Annotated in this window: 16 protein-coding genes and 2 tRNA genes; 13 read left to right on the forward strand and 5 right to left on the reverse strand. The window is 64.6% G+C overall.

Annotation, left to right across the window (positions count from 1 at the left end):
- Positions 1-84 precede the first annotated feature (84 nt).
- Together HD842_RS03280 and HD842_RS03285 are read left to right on the forward strand one after the other, a co-directional pair.
- Positions 85-174 (forward strand) — tRNA-Ser (locus HD842_RS03280).
- 104 nt (positions 175-278) lie between these two features.
- Entirely contained in the window at positions 279-1,232 is a 954-nt protein-coding gene (locus tag HD842_RS03285) for a bile acid:sodium symporter family protein (protein ID WP_229424575.1), read from the forward strand.
- On the opposite strand, the gene HD842_RS03290 is transcribed toward HD842_RS03285, so the two are convergent.
- Positions 1,229-1,747 carry an arsinothricin resistance N-acetyltransferase ArsN1 family B gene (locus HD842_RS03290; protein WP_229424576.1) on the reverse strand — a complete coding sequence of 173 codons (519 nt, stop codon included), beginning with the start codon at positions 1,745-1,747 and terminating at the stop codon, positions 1,229-1,231. The two genes, HD842_RS03285 and HD842_RS03290, sit on opposite strands and share 4 nt — an antisense overlap.
- A 158-nt stretch (positions 1,748-1,905) precedes the next feature.
- Between HD842_RS03290 and HD842_RS03295 the strand changes: the two genes are divergently transcribed.
- From HD842_RS03295 to HD842_RS03310, 4 genes are read left to right on the forward strand one after another with little or no spacing between them, the layout of a single operon-like run.
- Positions 1,906-3,411, forward strand: a complete 1,506-nt coding sequence (locus HD842_RS03295; protein WP_183550908.1) for a DASS family sodium-coupled anion symporter — start codon at positions 1,906-1,908, stop codon at positions 3,409-3,411.
- A gap of 25 nt (positions 3,412-3,436) precedes the next feature.
- Complete coding sequence (locus tag HD842_RS03300; RefSeq protein ID WP_183550911.1) at positions 3,437-4,417, forward strand: phosphate acetyltransferase; 981 nt, start codon at positions 3,437-3,439, stop codon at positions 4,415-4,417.
- Entirely contained in the window at positions 4,417-5,631 is a 1,215-nt protein-coding gene (locus HD842_RS03305) for an acetate/propionate family kinase (RefSeq protein WP_183550913.1), read from the forward strand. Before HD842_RS03300 ends, HD842_RS03305 begins: the two co-directional genes overlap by 1 nt.
- Positions 5,628-5,915, forward strand: a complete 288-nt coding sequence (locus HD842_RS03310; protein WP_183550915.1) for an RNA recognition motif domain-containing protein — start codon at positions 5,628-5,630, stop codon at positions 5,913-5,915. Before HD842_RS03305 ends, HD842_RS03310 begins: the two co-directional genes overlap by 4 nt.
- On the opposite strand, the gene HD842_RS03315 is transcribed toward HD842_RS03310, so the two are convergent.
- The 3 genes from HD842_RS03315 to HD842_RS03325 all read right to left on the reverse strand — a co-directional run bounded on the left by HD842_RS03315 (position 5,912) and on the right by HD842_RS03325 (position 7,955).
- On the reverse strand, positions 5,912-6,202 hold the full coding sequence (locus tag HD842_RS03315; RefSeq protein ID WP_183550917.1) for a hypothetical protein: 291 nt from the start codon (positions 6,200-6,202) through the stop codon (positions 5,912-5,914). The two genes, HD842_RS03310 and HD842_RS03315, sit on opposite strands and share 4 nt — an antisense overlap.
- A 17-nt stretch (positions 6,203-6,219) precedes the next feature.
- On the reverse strand, positions 6,220-6,927 hold the full coding sequence (locus HD842_RS03320) for a hypothetical protein (protein WP_183550919.1): 708 nt from the start codon (positions 6,925-6,927) through the stop codon (positions 6,220-6,222).
- A gap of 122 nt (positions 6,928-7,049) precedes the next feature.
- Entirely contained in the window at positions 7,050-7,955 is a 906-nt protein-coding gene (locus HD842_RS03325; protein WP_183550921.1) for a LysR family transcriptional regulator, read from the reverse strand.
- A 107-nt stretch (positions 7,956-8,062) separates the two neighbouring features.
- On the opposite strand from HD842_RS03325, the gene HD842_RS03330 reads away from it, so the two are divergent.
- From HD842_RS03330 to HD842_RS03340, 3 genes are all read left to right on the forward strand, one after another.
- Entirely contained in the window at positions 8,063-8,392 is a 330-nt protein-coding gene (locus HD842_RS03330) for a nuclear transport factor 2 family protein (protein WP_183550923.1), read from the forward strand.
- Between the two features lie 116 nt (positions 8,393-8,508).
- A tRNA-Ser gene (locus HD842_RS03335) sits at positions 8,509-8,598 on the forward strand.
- A gap of 431 nt (positions 8,599-9,029) precedes the next feature.
- Complete coding sequence (locus HD842_RS03340; protein ID WP_183550925.1) at positions 9,030-10,334, forward strand: cation:proton antiporter; 1,305 nt, start codon at positions 9,030-9,032, stop codon at positions 10,332-10,334.
- Positions 10,335-10,341: 7 nt separating this feature from the next.
- Here HD842_RS03340 and HD842_RS03345 read toward each other — a convergent pair whose 3' ends face one another.
- Positions 10,342-11,277 carry a methyltransferase gene (locus HD842_RS03345; protein WP_183550928.1) on the reverse strand — a complete coding sequence of 312 codons (936 nt, stop codon included), beginning with the start codon at positions 11,275-11,277 and terminating at the stop codon, positions 10,342-10,344.
- Between the two features lie 164 nt (positions 11,278-11,441).
- Here HD842_RS03345 and HD842_RS03350 point away from each other — a divergent pair, with 164 nt between their 5' ends.
- From HD842_RS03350 to HD842_RS03365, 4 genes are all read left to right on the forward strand, one after another.
- A complete protein-coding gene (locus tag HD842_RS03350) occupies positions 11,442-11,624 on the forward strand; it encodes a hypothetical protein (protein ID WP_183550931.1) in 183 nt (60 codons plus the stop codon).
- Positions 11,625-11,652: 28 nt separating this feature from the next.
- Positions 11,653-12,534, forward strand: a complete 882-nt coding sequence (gene ypfJ / locus HD842_RS03355) for a KPN_02809 family neutral zinc metallopeptidase (RefSeq protein WP_183550934.1) — start codon at positions 11,653-11,655, stop codon at positions 12,532-12,534.
- Between the two features lie 185 nt (positions 12,535-12,719).
- A complete protein-coding gene (locus HD842_RS03360) occupies positions 12,720-13,904 on the forward strand; it encodes a zinc-dependent alcohol dehydrogenase (protein ID WP_183550937.1) in 1,185 nt (394 codons plus the stop codon).
- A 43-nt stretch (positions 13,905-13,947) separates the two neighbouring features.
- Positions 13,948-14,541, forward strand: a complete 594-nt coding sequence (locus HD842_RS03365) for a hypothetical protein (protein WP_183550941.1) — start codon at positions 13,948-13,950, stop codon at positions 14,539-14,541.
- The last annotated feature ends 35 nt before the right edge of the window (positions 14,542-14,576 follow it).

The raw sequence follows: 14,576 nt of genomic DNA on the forward strand, positions 1-14,576 counted from the left end.
CTGCGCATTTTCACCCTTCCATTTCCCGGGCAATCCGCTATAATGGCGGTCTCTTGCAGCTCACAGCAAGAATCGACCGAATCAGGAGAGGTGGCAGAGTGGTCGAATGTACCTGACTCGAAATCAGGCGTACGCGCGAGCGTACCGTGGGTTCGAATCCCACCCTCTCCGCCAAGTAGCATGGAACAAGCCACCGCAAGGTGGCTTTTTTCATTCCCGAACGCTGCCAGGATTCCCGTATGCTCGCCCGAATGTCATCCCGATTTCTGCCGGACCGAATGACCCTGATGCTGCTGGCGGTCGTGGCCGCTGCCAGCATCTTCCCGGCGCAGGGCGACGTCGCTGCCGTGCTGAAGATTGTCACGATGGTGATGATCGGCGTGCTGTTCTTTTTGCACGGCGCCAAACTATCGAGCGCCGCGATCATTGCCGGTGCGACCCACTGGCGCCTGCACCTGCTGGTGCTGCTGTGCACCTTCGCGCTGTTCCCCGTGCTGGCGCTGCTGTTCAAGCCCGCCATCCTGCTGCTGCTCACGCCCGAGCTGTATCTCGGCATCCTGTTCCTATGCCTGCTGCCCTCGACCGTCCAGTCGTCGATTGCATTCACGGCCGCGGCCCGCGGCAACGTGCCGGCCGCGGTCTGCAGTGCGTCGGTGTCGAGCCTGCTGGGTATCGTCCTCACGCCGCTGCTGGTCAGCGTGGCAATGCCGGCCTCGTCCGGTGCCGGCGCGTCGCTCGATTCGGTCCTGATGATCGTCTACCAGCTGTTGCTGCCATTCATCGCCGGCCAGATCGCGCGGCGCTGGATCGGTGGCTGGGTCGATCGCCACAAGAGCCTGGTCAGGGGCGTCGATCAGGGCTCGATCCTGCTGGTGGTTTTTTCCGCGTTCAGCGCGGCCGTAGTGGAGGGGTTGTGGTCACGCGTGCCACCCGCCATGCTGGGCAACCTGATCCTGGTCTGCATCCTCCTGCTGGCCGTCGTCATGCTGGTGGTGACCTGGCTGGCGCGGCGCTTCGGTTTTTCAAAGCCTGACGAAATCACCATCGTGTTTTGCGGCTCCAAGAAGAGCCTGGCCACTGGCATCCCGCTGGCCCACGTGCTGATTCCTGCCGCCAGCATCAGCATGGTGGTGCTGCCGCTGATGCTGTTTCACCAGATCCAGCTGATCGTCTGCGCGGTGATCGCGGGCCGCTACGCGCGGCGGCCGGTTGAGCCCGCCGATGACGTCTAGCCTGGCGTCAGGCGCATCTGCCAGTAGCCGACATCGAGCCACATCCCGAGCTTGAAGCCCACTTCTGAGAAGTGCGCGACCTTGGCAAAGCCCAGGCGTTCGTGCAGCCGGACACTGCGCGCGTTCGGCTGCGCGATGCCGGCAATGACTGTGTGCAGGCCGCGCGTGCGTAACGCGTCCAGCAAGCTGGCATACAGGCGCATGCCATGGCCCTGGCCGGCCAGCGCGGCATCGAGATAGATCGTGCTCTCGACTGCGTGGCGATAGGCGGGCCGGGCGCGCCACTTGGTGGCGTAGGCGTAGCCGATGATGGCGTCGCCGTCCGTCAGCACCAGCCACGGCAGGCCGCCGTCGATCACGTCCGCAATGCGCGCGGCCATATCGGCGGCACTCACCGGCGCTTCCTCGAACGAAATGGTTGTGCCGTCGACGTAGTGGTTGTAGATGGCGCAGATGCGGGCGGCGTCAAGCGGGCATGCAGGGCGGATCGTGGTCATCGTCGGGTGCCAGGCCATGTAAAGATCCATCATAAGATATGCCGGGCCCTAAACCACGATCTGCGTGAATACTCGACCAAACCGCTCGATGATTGATGCGGTGCAATATATTCCTGTTACTATCAGACCGGTAGTCAATATTTTCGTTGGCTGGTCGGTTACGTAGAAGGAAGTTCATGCTGTTGCGCTTGCAGGCTGCGTTTCGTTATTTCAATCAGGCCGTGCCGTTTCGCCTGATCCCTGCACTGATCACCACCGCCGTACTGCTCACGCTGCTGGTCATTCCGCACCCGGCAGGCTTGACCGCTGGCGCATGGACGCTGGTGGCGATTTTTCTGACCACCATCGTTGCCATCATCCTGAAAGTCATGCCCATCGGCGTCATGGCGCTGATGGCGATCGTGATCGTGGCGCTGTCGCAGGTGACGTCCGGGTCATCCAAGGGCGCGATGGCAGACGCGCTGGGCAGCTTTTCCAGCCCGCTGATCTGGCTGATCGTCGTTGCCGTGCTGATCTCGCGCGGCCTGAAAAAGACGGGCCTGGGCAACCGCATCGGGCTCAATTTCATCGCGCTGCTGGGCAAGCGCACGATCGGCATCGGCTACGGGCTGGCCGTCTGCGAGCTGGTGCTCGCGCCGTTCACGCCCAGTAATACCGCGCGCGGCGGCGGCATCGTCCACCCGATCATGAAATCGATTGCCGCGTCGTTCGATTCCGACCCGGCCAAGGGCACCGAGGGCAAGGTGGGCACGTACCTGGCACTCGTCAACTACCACGCCAATCCGATCACCTCGACGATGTTTGTCACGGCCACCGCGCCCAATCCGCTGGTGGTCGACTTCGTCGCGCGCGCCAGCGGCCAGACATTTCAGCTCAGCTGGACCACATGGGCGCTGTGCATGGCGCTGCCGGGCCTCGTGTGCCTGTTTTTGATGCCCCTGATTATCTACCTGCTGGCACCGCCAGAGCTCAAGCAGACACCGGATGCGATCGGTTTCGCGCGGGGCGAGCTCGCGCGCATGGGGCCCTTGTCGGCCAGCGAACGCGTGATGCTCGGCACCTTCGGCCTGCTGCTGGTGCTGTGGGCGAACGTGCCGGCCATGGTCTTTGGCAGCGCATTTACGCTTGATCCGACCGTGATCGCCTTTGTCGGCCTGTTCATCCTGATCATCACCGGCACGCTCGACTGGGACGATATCCTGTCCGAGAAAAGCGCGTGGGATACCTTGATCTGGTTCGGCGCGCTCGTCATGCTGGCCGAGCAGCTCAACAAGATGGGCGTGATCGCCTGGGCCTCGAACGGCATGCGCGACGCCATCGTCGCCAGCGGCATGGGGTGGGGCGCCGCAGCGAGCGTGCTGGTGCTGGCCTTCGTGTTCTCGCACTACCTGTTTGCCAGCACCACGGCCCACATCAGCGCAATGATGTTCGCGTTTCTGTCGGTGGGCGCCGCGCTGGTGCCGGGCCAGTACCTGGTGCTGTTCCTGCTGATGATGACGGCGGCGTCGGGCATCATGATGACGCTGACCCACTACGCCACCGGCACCTCGCCGATCATCTTCGGCAGCGGGTATGTCACCATGGGGCTGTGGTGGAAGGTCGGCTTCATCATGTGCCTGTTCGAGCTGGCGGTGTTTGCCGTCGTCGGCGGCCTGTGGTGGAAAATGCTCGGTTACTGGTGATGTACCCACGTTCAAGGAGAGATAGATGACAGTAGTAGCGACCGCAGTGCCGAGCGCGCATCCGTATTACGACCGCCTGATTGAAGCCGGCTGCGCCAACGGCCCGGTGACGGTGGCGGTGGCACACCCGTGCGACCGCTACGCACTCGAAGCGGCGCTCGACGCGGCCCGCATCGGCCTGATCACGCCGATCCTGGTCGGCCCGGCGGCGCGCATCCATGCTGCGGCCGATGCCGCCGGCCTGGACATCGGCGCGCTGCGCCTGGTCGACACGGCGCACAGCCACGCCTCGGCCGCGCGCGCCGTCGAACTGGTGCGCGAAGGGAAGGCTGCCGCGCTGATGAAAGGCAGCCTGCACACCGATGAACTGATGGGCGCGGTGGTCGCCGCCACGACCGGCCTGCGCACGGCGCGGCGCCTGAGCCACTGCTTCGTGATGGACGTGCCGGGGCGCAGCGAACCTTTGATCATCACCGACGCCGCCATCAACATCATCCCGACGCTGGCCGAGAAGCGCGACATCGTGCAGAACGCGATCGACCTGGCGCACGTGCTGCGCTTCGAGGGCGTGCGCGTGGCGATCCTGGCCGCGGTGGAAACCGTCAGCGACAAGATGCCATCGACGATCGACGCGGCGGCGCTGTGCAAGATGGCCGATCGGGGCCAGATCACCGGCGCGATCCTCGATGGCCCGCTGGCGATGGACAATGCGATCGACCCGCAGGCCGCCGCCGTCAAGGGGCTCGATTCGCCCGTGGCCGGACGCGCCAACGTGCTCGTGGCGCCCGATCTGGAAGCCGGCAACATGCTGGCCAAGAGCCTGACCTTCATGGCCGGAGCAGCGGCGGCCGGCATCGTCCTCGGCGCGCGCGTGCCGCTGATCCTGACCAGCCGCGCCGATTCGGTCGCCGCGCGCCTCGCGTCATGCGCCGTCGCCGTGCTGCTGGCACGGCATCAGCTGGCTACCGCGACCGCCAGTGCCAGTGCCAGCGTGGCGGGACGCTGATGGCGACGCAGGACTGCATCGCCGTCATCAATGCCGGCTCGTCGAGCATCAAGTTTTCGCTGCATGCGCTGCCCGATCTGACGCCGCTTTTCACCGGCAAGATCGACGGGCTGTATCGGGGCGCCGCGCGCTTCATCGCCCGCGACGCCGCCGGTCACACGGTTGGTGAACACGCCTGGACGACGCCGCTCGACCACCAGGCCGGCATGGAATACCTGATCGATTTCGCCGAAAGTCACCTGGATGGCTACCGCGTGTGCGCGGTCGGTCACCGCATCGTGCACGGCGGCGTCGACTTCAGCGGACCGGTGCCGCTGGACGAGGCCGTGCTCGACCGGCTTACTGGCCTGATTCCGCTGGCGCCGCTGCATCTGCCGCACAATCTCGCGCCGGTGCGCGCCTTGACGGCGCTGCGCCCCGGGCTGCTGCAGGTCGGCTGCTTCGACACCGCGTTCCACACGGCGCAGCCGGCGCTGGCGCAGGCGTTCGCGCTACCGCAGGCGATCACCGACCTGGGCGTCCGCCGCTACGGGTTTCACGGGCTGTCTTACGAATACATCGCGGCCACGCTGCCGCTGTACGATCCGGCGCTGGCCGGCGCGCGCGTGGTCGCCGCGCACCTGGGCAACGGTGCCAGCATGTGCGCGATGCAGGGCGGGCGCAGCATGGCCAGCACGATGGGCTTCACGGCGGTCGACGGCCTGCCGATGGGCACGCGCTGCGGCGCGCTCGATCCGGGCGTGGTCATCTACCTGATCGAAGAACTGGGCATGACGGTGGAAAGCGTGCAGCGCATGATGTACAACGAGTCCGGCTTGCTGGGCGTGTCCGGCGTGTCGTCCGACATGCGCGTGCTGGAAGCGAGCAGCGACCCGCGCGCGCAACTGGCGATCGACCTGCTGGTGTACCGGATCGGCCGCGAACTCGGTTCACTGGCGGCCAGCCTGGGCGGACTCGATGCGCTGGTGTTCTCGGGCGGGATCGGCGAGAACAGCGCGCGGCTGCGCGCCGCGGTATGCCGTGATGCGGCCTGGCTCGGGGTCGAACTCGACCCGGCCGCCAACGCGGCGCCGCCGGCCGGGCCTGCCCGCATCAGCCTGGCGTCGAGCCGGGTCGCCGTCTGGCTGGTGCCGGCCAACGAAGAATTGATGATCGCGCGCCATACGTGTGATCTGCTCGATCCACCATTGCCTGAATCTGGAGAACACCCATGAAAGTCATCCTGTCGGGCCTGCACGCCGATGCCAGCGAAAGCGCCATCATCGAGAGCTTCACCCCGTATTTTCACATCACGCAGGTGGACATGATCCGCGAAGGCTCGCCTGACAGCCCATGGGCCGTGCTGCACATCGCCGACTCGTACGAGCACGCCTGGGCGGCCTGCAACAGCCTGCGCGGCGTCTTCCATCGCGGCAAACGCCTGAGCGTGTATATCCCGACGCACCAGCCCGACATCTATCACGAGTTCGCGCCACACGAGCGCCTCGATATCGCTTAAGCGTGGCGCCGTAGCGCGGCGTGCCACTGGCAGCCGGGCAGGCGTTGCAACAGCTGCGCCTGCAGTGCCGGGGCGGCGTCGCGCTCGACGCACAGCAATGCGCGTACGCTGCACCCGCTCGGGCAGGCATCGATGCGCAGGAATCGCACTGCATCCAGACCGGCGCGGATCACCGCTTCGCGCAAGCTCGTGGCCGATGCCGTGTCGACCTGCAGCCAGACGAGCATCGTGTGATCGGCCGGCAGCTGGCGCCGCAGGGCGGGGCTGTGAAACGTAACGTGTTTCATCGTGATTTCTCCTTCCGTTACCGTGACATCCGGCGTGTCAACGATTCCTGGCGACTGATCTGCGCCTGCACGGCGCAGGCCATCGGCACTGCCGCCGGATAGACCTCGTCGTACAGCGCGCGTAGTTCGGCGGCCGGATCAGGATCGCAGGTCGTAGCGTCCGAGACGCAGCGGCCAGGCCCGTAGTCGCGCGCGGCCGGCGCATGCAGGACCGTTTCGGCCAGCGTGGCATCGTCGACCCGCGCCACGTGCGCGAGCACGGCGGCGCGCTCGCTGACGCCTGGGCCGGCGGCGTCACTGACCGCGACAAACAGCACCCGCATGGCGGGGTTGAACGTGCGTGCACCATGCAGGCGCGCCAACAGGTGGTATTGCAGGTCGAGTTCGAGCGCGCAGCCGCGCACCGGCACCACCACCAGCCGGCTCTCGGCCAGCACGCAGCGGCAGCCGTCGGTATCGCGCGTGCCCGCGTCGATCAGGATGTCGTCGAACAGCGGGCGCAGTGCGGCCAGGCGCGTCTTGACCGCGCGGCTGCCCACCTGGTGGGTTTCGATCCACGGCTGCACGCCGGCATGGCTGCGGTCCTCGGACCAGTCGCTGTTGCCATTCCCGGCAGTGGTCATCAGGCATACGCGACGCCCCGCACGCGCACGCAGCACCGCCAGGTTGCGCGCCACGACCGTGCGTTCCGGGCTGCTGTGTTGATTGACGACGGCGATGATCATGGCTGGCTTCCTGAACAGATTCGATCTGCCCAGCGTAGCGACGCAGCCGTAAAAACAGGGCAAAAGAGCAGGGCGCACCTGTCAATGCCGTGTAAACGCGGCATTGCATGTACAGCGGACGGTCAGGCGGCGGCGTCGCGCAGCGCGGTGGCCATGTCGATGAAGGCGCGCAGCTTGGGCTGGCCTTGCGCTTTCGCGGCGAAGTACAGGTAGAGGCCTGACGTGTTGGGGACGAACGGTGCAAGGACCCGTTCGAGCCGGCCGTTTTCGAGGTCGTGCGCGATCTCGATGTCGGGCAGGTAAGCCAGGCCCAGGCCCGAGCGGGCAAAGTCGGCAATCAGGCCCGTGTCGTTGACCACGAGCGTGTGGCCGGTCTCGACGTGGAATGCGGCGCCATCGCGCGTGAACTGCCAGCGCGCCAGCATGTTTGAGGTATGGAAGCGGTAGCGGATCGTTGCGTGGCGCACGAGATCTTCCGGTATGCGCGGCCGGCCGGCATCGGCGAAGTAGGCAGGGGCGCCGACGACCGACCAGCGCAGGTCGGGCGTCAACCGCACCGCGACCATGCCTTGCGCGACCGACTGGCCGAGACGAATGCCCGCGTCGTACCCCCGTTCCAGCAAATCGACCTCGCCGTCGTCGAGCGAGATGTCGAGCGCCACGTCGGGATGCGCCTGGCGGAACTGCGGCGCCAATGTTTTGAGCACCAGCGTGCCCAGTGCGCGCGGGACGGTCAGCCGCAGGGTGCCGGCCGGCTTGTCCCGAAAGCGCGCCAGGCTCGAAAACGCGTCGTCGATCTGGCACGTCGCCGCCAGCAGGTCGGCGTACAGCGCGCTGCCCGTCTCGGTCAGCAGGACCCGGCGCGTATTGCGCGTCAGGAGGATGACGCCGTGCTGCGCTTCGAGCAGTTTCACGGCCTTGCTGGCGGCGGCAGGTGTCACGCCGATGCGGATGGCGGCGGCGGTAAAACTCTTCATTTCGGCGACGGCCAGAAAGATGCGGATGGCGTCCAGGGAAGTATGTTTCATCGCCGCGATCATGAACTTGAAGTTGATAGTCTATCGGCTAACTGTGTGTATCGCCAGGTAATCAAGGCTGGCAGGATGTGGACTTCCATCGACCTTCAGGAGACACCATGACAATCCCAATGCCCACCCCGGTCGCAGACTACTTTCTGCACGCGAATGCACACGACGCCGATGCGGTGGCAGCGAGCTTCAGCCAGGATGCCGAGGTGCGCGACGAGGGACACGCGTATTGCGGGCGCGACGCGATCCGCGCATGGAAGCGCGCGACCAGCGCCCGCTACGGCGCGACAGCGCATCCGGTATCGTGCGACATAACGCCGCCCGGTTGTATCGTCCAGGCCGAAGTCACGGGTAACTTCCCCGGCAGCCCCGCGCGCATCGTCTTCGATTTCAGTCTCGACGGCCCGGCGATCACCGCCTTGGCCATCCGTGCATGAGCTAACCTGGACAGCAAGTCGCCATCATGAGAATAAGTTGCACGGCATTACTTGCAAGATTCGCCAAGCTGTCGGTATAATGCGGCCTCTCGCAGCGATGCGAGACGACCGAATCTGGAGAGGTGGCAGAGTGGTCGAATGTACCTGACTCGAAATCAGGCGTACGCGCGAGCGTACCGTGGGTTCGAATCCCACCCTCTCCGCCAAGTAGCAAAAAAAAGCCACCGCAAGGTGGCTTTTTTCATTCCGCGGCGTATCAGAGGAGCAGGGCGCCTGCGCGCCCTGCGTGTGGGATGAGAAGGCCATCGCGTACTCGCGATGGCGCGGCCTGCAGCATGTAGGCGAATCCCACCCTCTCCGCCAAGTAGCAAAAAAAAGCCACCGCAAGGTGGCTTTTTTCATTGCGCGGCGTGTAAACATCGTAGGGTGGACGGGTTCCCGTCCACGCGTTCAAACGGACTTCGCTTCGCGGTGGGACGGTGCGACGGTGCGACGGTGCGTTGAACGCGTGGGCGGGAAACCCGCCCACCCTACAACATGCACGATGGTCTTCCGCGCAATCATTCCTGCTGGCTACACAACGGGCCTGTACAGACATTGTCCGTACAATCGCCCGATTCAAAATGATGGCTATCCCATGTCGACAACTCATTGGTTTTTCCTGATCGGCATGCTGATGCTGGCGCGCGGGCTTGCGGCGTCCACGTTGGCGCGGTTGCCCGTCACGTCCGCGATCATCTATCTGGGCGTCGGACTCGTCCTCGGGCCGGCGGGCTTTCATGTGTTTTCGTTCGATCCCATCGGCCAATCCCATTTGCTGGAAACGCTGACCGAGATCGCCGTGCTGGTGTCGCTGTTTTCGGCGGGCGTCAAGATGCCTGTGCCGATTCGCTGGCCGCGCTGGGTGCCGGCGCTGCGGCTTGCGTGGGTGTCGATGACCATCAGTGTCGCGCTCGTGGCTGCCTTCGCGTATTACGTTCTCGGGCTGCCGGTCGGGGCCGGCATTCTGCTGGGCGCGATCCTGGCCCCGACCGATCCGGTGCTGGCCACCGATGTCCAGGTACGCCATCCCGACGACCGCGACGAATTGCGCTTCACGCTCACCTGCGAAGCGGGGATGAACGATGGCTCCGCGTTTCCATTCGTGATGCTGGGTCTTGGCTTGCTGGGCGTGCATGAGCTTGGCGACTTCGGGCTGCACTGGTTTGCCGTGGAAGTCATCTGGGCCACCTTCGGGGCGATCCTGATCGGTGCCCTGGGCGGCTATGTGGTCGGGCGCCTGGGTTGGATGCTGCGGGGAAGGGAACCCAAGCACGAGGTGCTGGACGACCTGGTCGGCCTGGGCCTGATCGCCGTCGTGTACGCGGTGACGGTCGAGTGCATGGCGTGGGGATTCCTGGCCGTGTTCGCGGCCGGCGTGGCGCTGCGCCATACCGAATTGACGGCATCGGGCGCGCACAAGGATCGCCAGGGTCTGCTCGTGCCGGACGAGCCCCCTGCCGGCCCGGCAGGGCAAACCCAGGCGCCGCTGTCGGTCAGCTCGGAATCACTGGTGTTCAAGGAGCACATCGAGCGCCTGTCCGAATTGACGCTGGTGCTGCTGCTGGGCGGCATGCTGACGATCCAGACGTGGACCTGGCAGACGGTGTTAACGGCACTGTTCCTGTTCGTGGTGGCGCGGCCGCTGAGCGTCTACCTGGGGTTGCTGGGCTGCGGGCGCTCGCCGCGCGTGACGTCGATGATCGCCTGGTTCGGCGTGCGCGGGATCGGCTCGCTGTATTACCTGATGTATGCGATCAACCACGATTTGCCGTCCGGCCTGGCAAGCCAGCTCAGCCAGATCACGATTGCCGTGATCATGCTGTCGATCCTGGCGCATGGTCTGAGCGTCAAACCGATTCTCGACCGCTTCTGGCGGCGGCGCAGGAATAATCCGGGCTGACCGGCTTTTAGCGCTTGCGCGCCTGCAGCCATACTGCGGCAATCCGCTCGACTTCTTCGTACCCGGGCTCGCCGAGCTGCCCGCCGAAGATGTCGGGGTCGAGCTCTTCGTACGACCACGATGCGCATTGCGCATCCAGCTGCGCGCGCAGGCTCTCAAGGAAATGGTCATTGGCCCCAGTGATCGCCACACCCGTATACAGCAGCAACCGTCCGCCGGAGCGCAAGCGCGGCAGGCCTTCTTCGACGATGCGGCGCGACAGCTCTGCGCCACGTTCACCGCCGCCGTGGCGGTAGCGGCGCCCGTCCGGATCGAGGACGAATGGCGGATTCGACACGATCAGGTCGACCTCGCCCGCCACACCATTGAACAGGTCGCTTTCGCAGGCCGTGAACCTCGTCACGTCGTTCAGTTGTGCGTTCACCCGGGACAGCGCCAGCGCGGCCATGTTGACATCGGCGCCGATGACCTCGGCAGCCGGGAAGGCACGCGCGATCGTCAGCGCACCGGCGCCACTGCCGCAGCCGACATCGATCGCGCGTTTGGGCGCAGGGTCGGCTGACGCGAATGCGCGCCGCATGGCACCGATGAAGCGGTAGGTGTCCGGCCCGAAGAACACCGCATCGTCGTCGTGCGTCGGAAAGGCCGAGTGAAACAGCAGCAGGTCGTCCAGCGTCGAGGCGCGCACGGTCGAGCGCAGCGCGTCGCCTTCGCCAGCCAGTACGCCGGCATCCGCCATCAGTTCTAGCATGCCGGGCGGCAGCACGGCGGGCGCAAACGGCCGGCTCCAGCCGAACACGTCGCGCAGGTCACGCGCCTGTTCGTTGCCGGGCCGGCCGTTGATGCGCCGGTGCGTCGACGGCGTGACTGTCATGAAGCGGTAACCGGCCTGGCGCAGGGTCGTGCCAAGGGTGAGCAGGGCAGTGGCTTGGATAGATGTCATGGCGCAAGCATCGCATGAATTGCGCGGCGCGGTGCGCACGAACCGGGTCGTATGCCGTTGGAATTTGATGCATTATGTGATCACTCGAACATACCGGATGACGGCGACCAACCATACTCACCAACATAGTCAAACGACAACGACAACGAGAGAGAACACGCAAAATGAAAAGCTTTGACATGGACGACGTCCCGCGCGGCCGCATGGACCGCGAAATTGCCCGCGAGCGCCGCGAGCGCGCACTGAATGACGAGCAGCGTGCGGGCCTGTCGCCCGTCGACGACCTGCGCGGCAAGGATGCGCGCGAGCGCGCCGATACCTCCAACCTCAAGCGCAACAGCCGCTGAATCAACAACTGGACGACTAGGAGAACGTATGCGTTGGGATGGTGACCGTGAAAGCAGCAATGTCGAAGACCGTCGGGGCGACAGTGGCGGGGGAGGTGGTGGTGGCTTCGGTATTGGCGGGCGCTCGATCGGCATCGGCACCATCGTCATCGCACTGGTGGGGTCCTACTTTTTGGGCGTCTCGCCGGCCACGATCCTGAGCCTGCTGTCGGGTGGCGGCGCGCCGCAGGTGCAACAATCGTCGCAGCCACGCGCGGCGCCGGCCGACGACCGCGAAAGCAAGTTCGTGCGCACCACGCTGGCCTACACCGAAGATGCATGGACCCAGATCTTCACCGAACAGAATGCGCAATACCAGCCGGCCAAACTCGTGCTGTTCGACGGCCGCACGAACACCTCGTGCGGTGTCGGCCAGAGTGCGACCGGGCCGTTCTACTGCCCGGCCGATGCATCGGTGTACATCGACCTGGATTTCTTCCGCACGATGCAGCAGCGTTTTAACGCTGGCGGCGAATTTGCCCAGGCGTACGTGATCGCGCACGAGGTCGGTCACCATGTCCAGAACCTGCTCGGGATTTCCGACAAGGTGCATGCGGCACAGCAGAACGCGTCTGAAAAGCAAGGCAATGTCCTGTCGGTCAAACTCGAATTGCAAGCCGACTGCTTCGCCGGTGTCTGGGCCAAACGCACCGATCAGCGTGCAAAGATCCTGGAGCAGGGTGATGTCGAAGCCGCTCTGAACGCAGCCAGCGCCATCGGCGACGATGCGCTGCAAAAGCAGTCGCGCGGCGTGGTGGTGCCGGACTCGTTCACGCACGGCACATCGGCGCAGCGCGTCCGCTGGTTCGAGCGTGGCCTGGAAAGTGGTGAAGTCGCCTCGTGCAATACTATTGATGCCAAAAATCTATAAAAGGCGTGATAAAGTTTCCTGTCGGGTATAAAGGCGGACACTAATTCGGGGTAAGTGCGTAAAAATGCGTGTTCGTTACCGTGCGCGTATGGCAATTCTTGGTAACTTGACATAAGTTAGTGTTAGATCAGCACGCTATTCAACGCGCGCCGACATCACCTTACAGAACTTGCCAAGGAGTGCTTATGCTTGCCATGAACTACCGCGGGCCCTACCGTGTCCGCGCCGACCAGAAGCCTGAACCCGTCATCGAGCACCCGGGCGACGCCATCGTGCGCGTCACCCGCGCCTGCATCTGCGGTTCTGACCTGCACCTGTACCACGGCCTGGTGCCCGATACCCGCGTCGGCCACACCTTTGGCCACGAATTCATCGGCATCGTCGAAGAAGTCGGATCGGATGTCCACAAGCTCAAGGTGGGCGACAAGGTGCTGGTGCCGTTCAACGTCTTTTGCGGCTCCTGCTTCTTTTGCCAGCACGAGCTGTACGGCAATTGCCACAACACAAATTCGCAGTCGACCGCCGTGGGTGCGATCTACGGTTACTCGCACACCGCCGGCGGCTACGACGGCGGCCAGGCCGAGTACGTGCGCGTGCCGATGGCCGACGTCGGCCCAATGATCATCCCGGAAGACATCCATGACGATGACGCCGTGCTGCTCACTGACGCGCTGCCCACCGGTTACCAGGCCGCTGAAATGGGCGACATCAAGGAAGGCGACACGGTCGTCGTGTTCGGCGCGGGTCCGGTCGGCATCTTTGCCGCCAAGTCGGCCTGGCTGATGGGCGCGGGCCGCGTGATCGTCGTCGACGAGATCGAATACCGCCTCGAATTCGTCAAGAACTACGCGCAGTGCGAAGTCGTGAACTTCAAGGAAGTGCGCGACATGGCGCTGCACATCAAGAAAATGACCGACTGGATGGGCGCTGACGTCTGCATCGACGCGGTCGGCTGCGAAGCGGCGGGCAACACGATGCAGACCATCACGGGTGTCTACACGATGATGCAGGCTGGCGCCGCGACCGTGCTGCACTGGTGCATCAACTCGGTGCGCAAGGGCGGCAACGTGTCGATCGTCGGCGTGTATGGGCCGACCTTCAATGCGGTCCCGATCGGCAATGCGCTGAACAAGGGTTTGACGCTGCGCATGAACCAGGCCAGCGTGCGCCGCCATCTGCCACGCTTGATCGAGCACATCCGTGCCGGCCGCATCGACCCGAAAGCCATCATCACGCACCGCGTGCCACTGGAAGAAGTGTCGGATGCGTATCACATTTTCTCGAGCAAGCTCGATAACTGCATCAAGACGATCCTGATTCCGCCGCGTGCGAACGAAGTACGCGCCGTCAAGGCCAGCATCGCAGCGTAACCGACATGCAGATCACTAATGCAGATCAATACGAGGACACATTATGCAGACACGTAACGACATCGTGAGCGCCAACGACCAGCACGACGGCGAGCACGCGCCAGGCGAACACGACAACGATGGCCACGTCGGCCACGTCCACGGTGCAATTGCGCCACGCCGTCCCACGCGCGCGCAACTGGCGCACATCCAGGGCTGGGGCGCCGACCTCGACCGCAAAGACCGGCCCGGCGTGCCGATGGAACGCACGCCGCCGCGCTTCATCAACGTCCCGGACGGGGATCCTGCGCCGCAGGAAGAGCGCGTCGAGGTGCTCGTCTCCACCGAGCGGCCGGGCCGCACGCCGCTGTTCGGCACGGTCCAGCCGCCGTCCGGCCTCTCTGGCATGATCCGGCGCCAGGCCTTCAAGCTGACCGAGAACGACGTGCGCCACTGGCTGCTGTTGCTGGTGGCTGACCGTGTCAACATGGTCGAAGGGATCGGCGAGGATCTTGCCAGCGGCAAGATTCCGAACGTGCTGGCCGAGATGGGCATCAAGGCCGAGTTCCAGCACAACAAGGCGGGCCTGGCGAAGAAGGTTGCACTGGGGGTGGCCGTTGTTGGCACGGCGGTGTATCTGATGAAGCGCCGTAGGTAGGGGACATTGTTCTCAAGCAAATACTCGTTTATTTG

The organism is Massilia aurea, from assembly GCF_014200505.1.
GTDB lineage: Bacteria > Pseudomonadota > Gammaproteobacteria > Burkholderiales > Burkholderiaceae_D > Telluria > Telluria aurea_B.

Bases quoted from the DNA above. Each gene is read 5' to 3' on its own strand.
- HD842_RS03305 (WP_183550913.1), top strand. From the start codon at position 4,417: ATGGCGACGCAGGACTGCATCGCCGTCATCAATGCCGGCTCGTCGAGC.
- HD842_RS03315 (WP_183550917.1), bottom strand. From the start codon at position 6,202: ATGAAACACGTTACGTTTCACAGCCCCGCCCTGCGGCGCCAGCTGCCG.
- HD842_RS03345 (WP_183550928.1), bottom strand. From the start codon at position 11,277: ATGACATCTATCCAAGCCACTGCCCTGCTCACCCTTGGCACGACCCTG.
- ypfJ (WP_183550934.1), top strand. From the start codon at position 11,653: ATGCGTTGGGATGGTGACCGTGAAAGCAGCAATGTCGAAGACCGTCGG.
- HD842_RS03360 (WP_183550937.1), top strand. From the start codon at position 12,720: ATGCTTGCCATGAACTACCGCGGGCCCTACCGTGTCCGCGCCGACCAG.
- HD842_RS03365 (WP_183550941.1), top strand. From the start codon at position 13,948: ATGCAGACACGTAACGACATCGTGAGCGCCAACGACCAGCACGACGGC.
- HD842_RS03295 (WP_183550908.1), top strand. From the start codon at position 1,906: ATGCTGTTGCGCTTGCAGGCTGCGTTTCGTTATTTCAATCAGGCCGTG.
- HD842_RS03285 (WP_229424575.1), top strand. From the start codon at position 279: ATGACCCTGATGCTGCTGGCGGTCGTGGCCGCTGCCAGCATCTTCCCG.
- HD842_RS03330 (WP_183550923.1), top strand. From the start codon at position 8,063: ATGACAATCCCAATGCCCACCCCGGTCGCAGACTACTTTCTGCACGCG.
- HD842_RS03320 (WP_183550919.1), bottom strand. From the start codon at position 6,927: ATGATCATCGCCGTCGTCAATCAACACAGCAGCCCGGAACGCACGGTC.
- HD842_RS03310 (WP_183550915.1), top strand. From the start codon at position 5,628: ATGAAAGTCATCCTGTCGGGCCTGCACGCCGATGCCAGCGAAAGCGCC.
- HD842_RS03325 (WP_183550921.1), bottom strand. From the start codon at position 7,955: ATGAAACATACTTCCCTGGACGCCATCCGCATCTTTCTGGCCGTCGCC.
- HD842_RS03290 (WP_229424576.1), bottom strand. From the start codon at position 1,747: ATGGCCTGGCACCCGACGATGACCACGATCCGCCCTGCATGCCCGCTT.
- HD842_RS03300 (WP_183550911.1), top strand. From the start codon at position 3,437: ATGACAGTAGTAGCGACCGCAGTGCCGAGCGCGCATCCGTATTACGAC.
- HD842_RS03340 (WP_183550925.1), top strand. From the start codon at position 9,030: ATGTCGACAACTCATTGGTTTTTCCTGATCGGCATGCTGATGCTGGCG.
- HD842_RS03350 (WP_183550931.1), top strand. From the start codon at position 11,442: ATGAAAAGCTTTGACATGGACGACGTCCCGCGCGGCCGCATGGACCGC.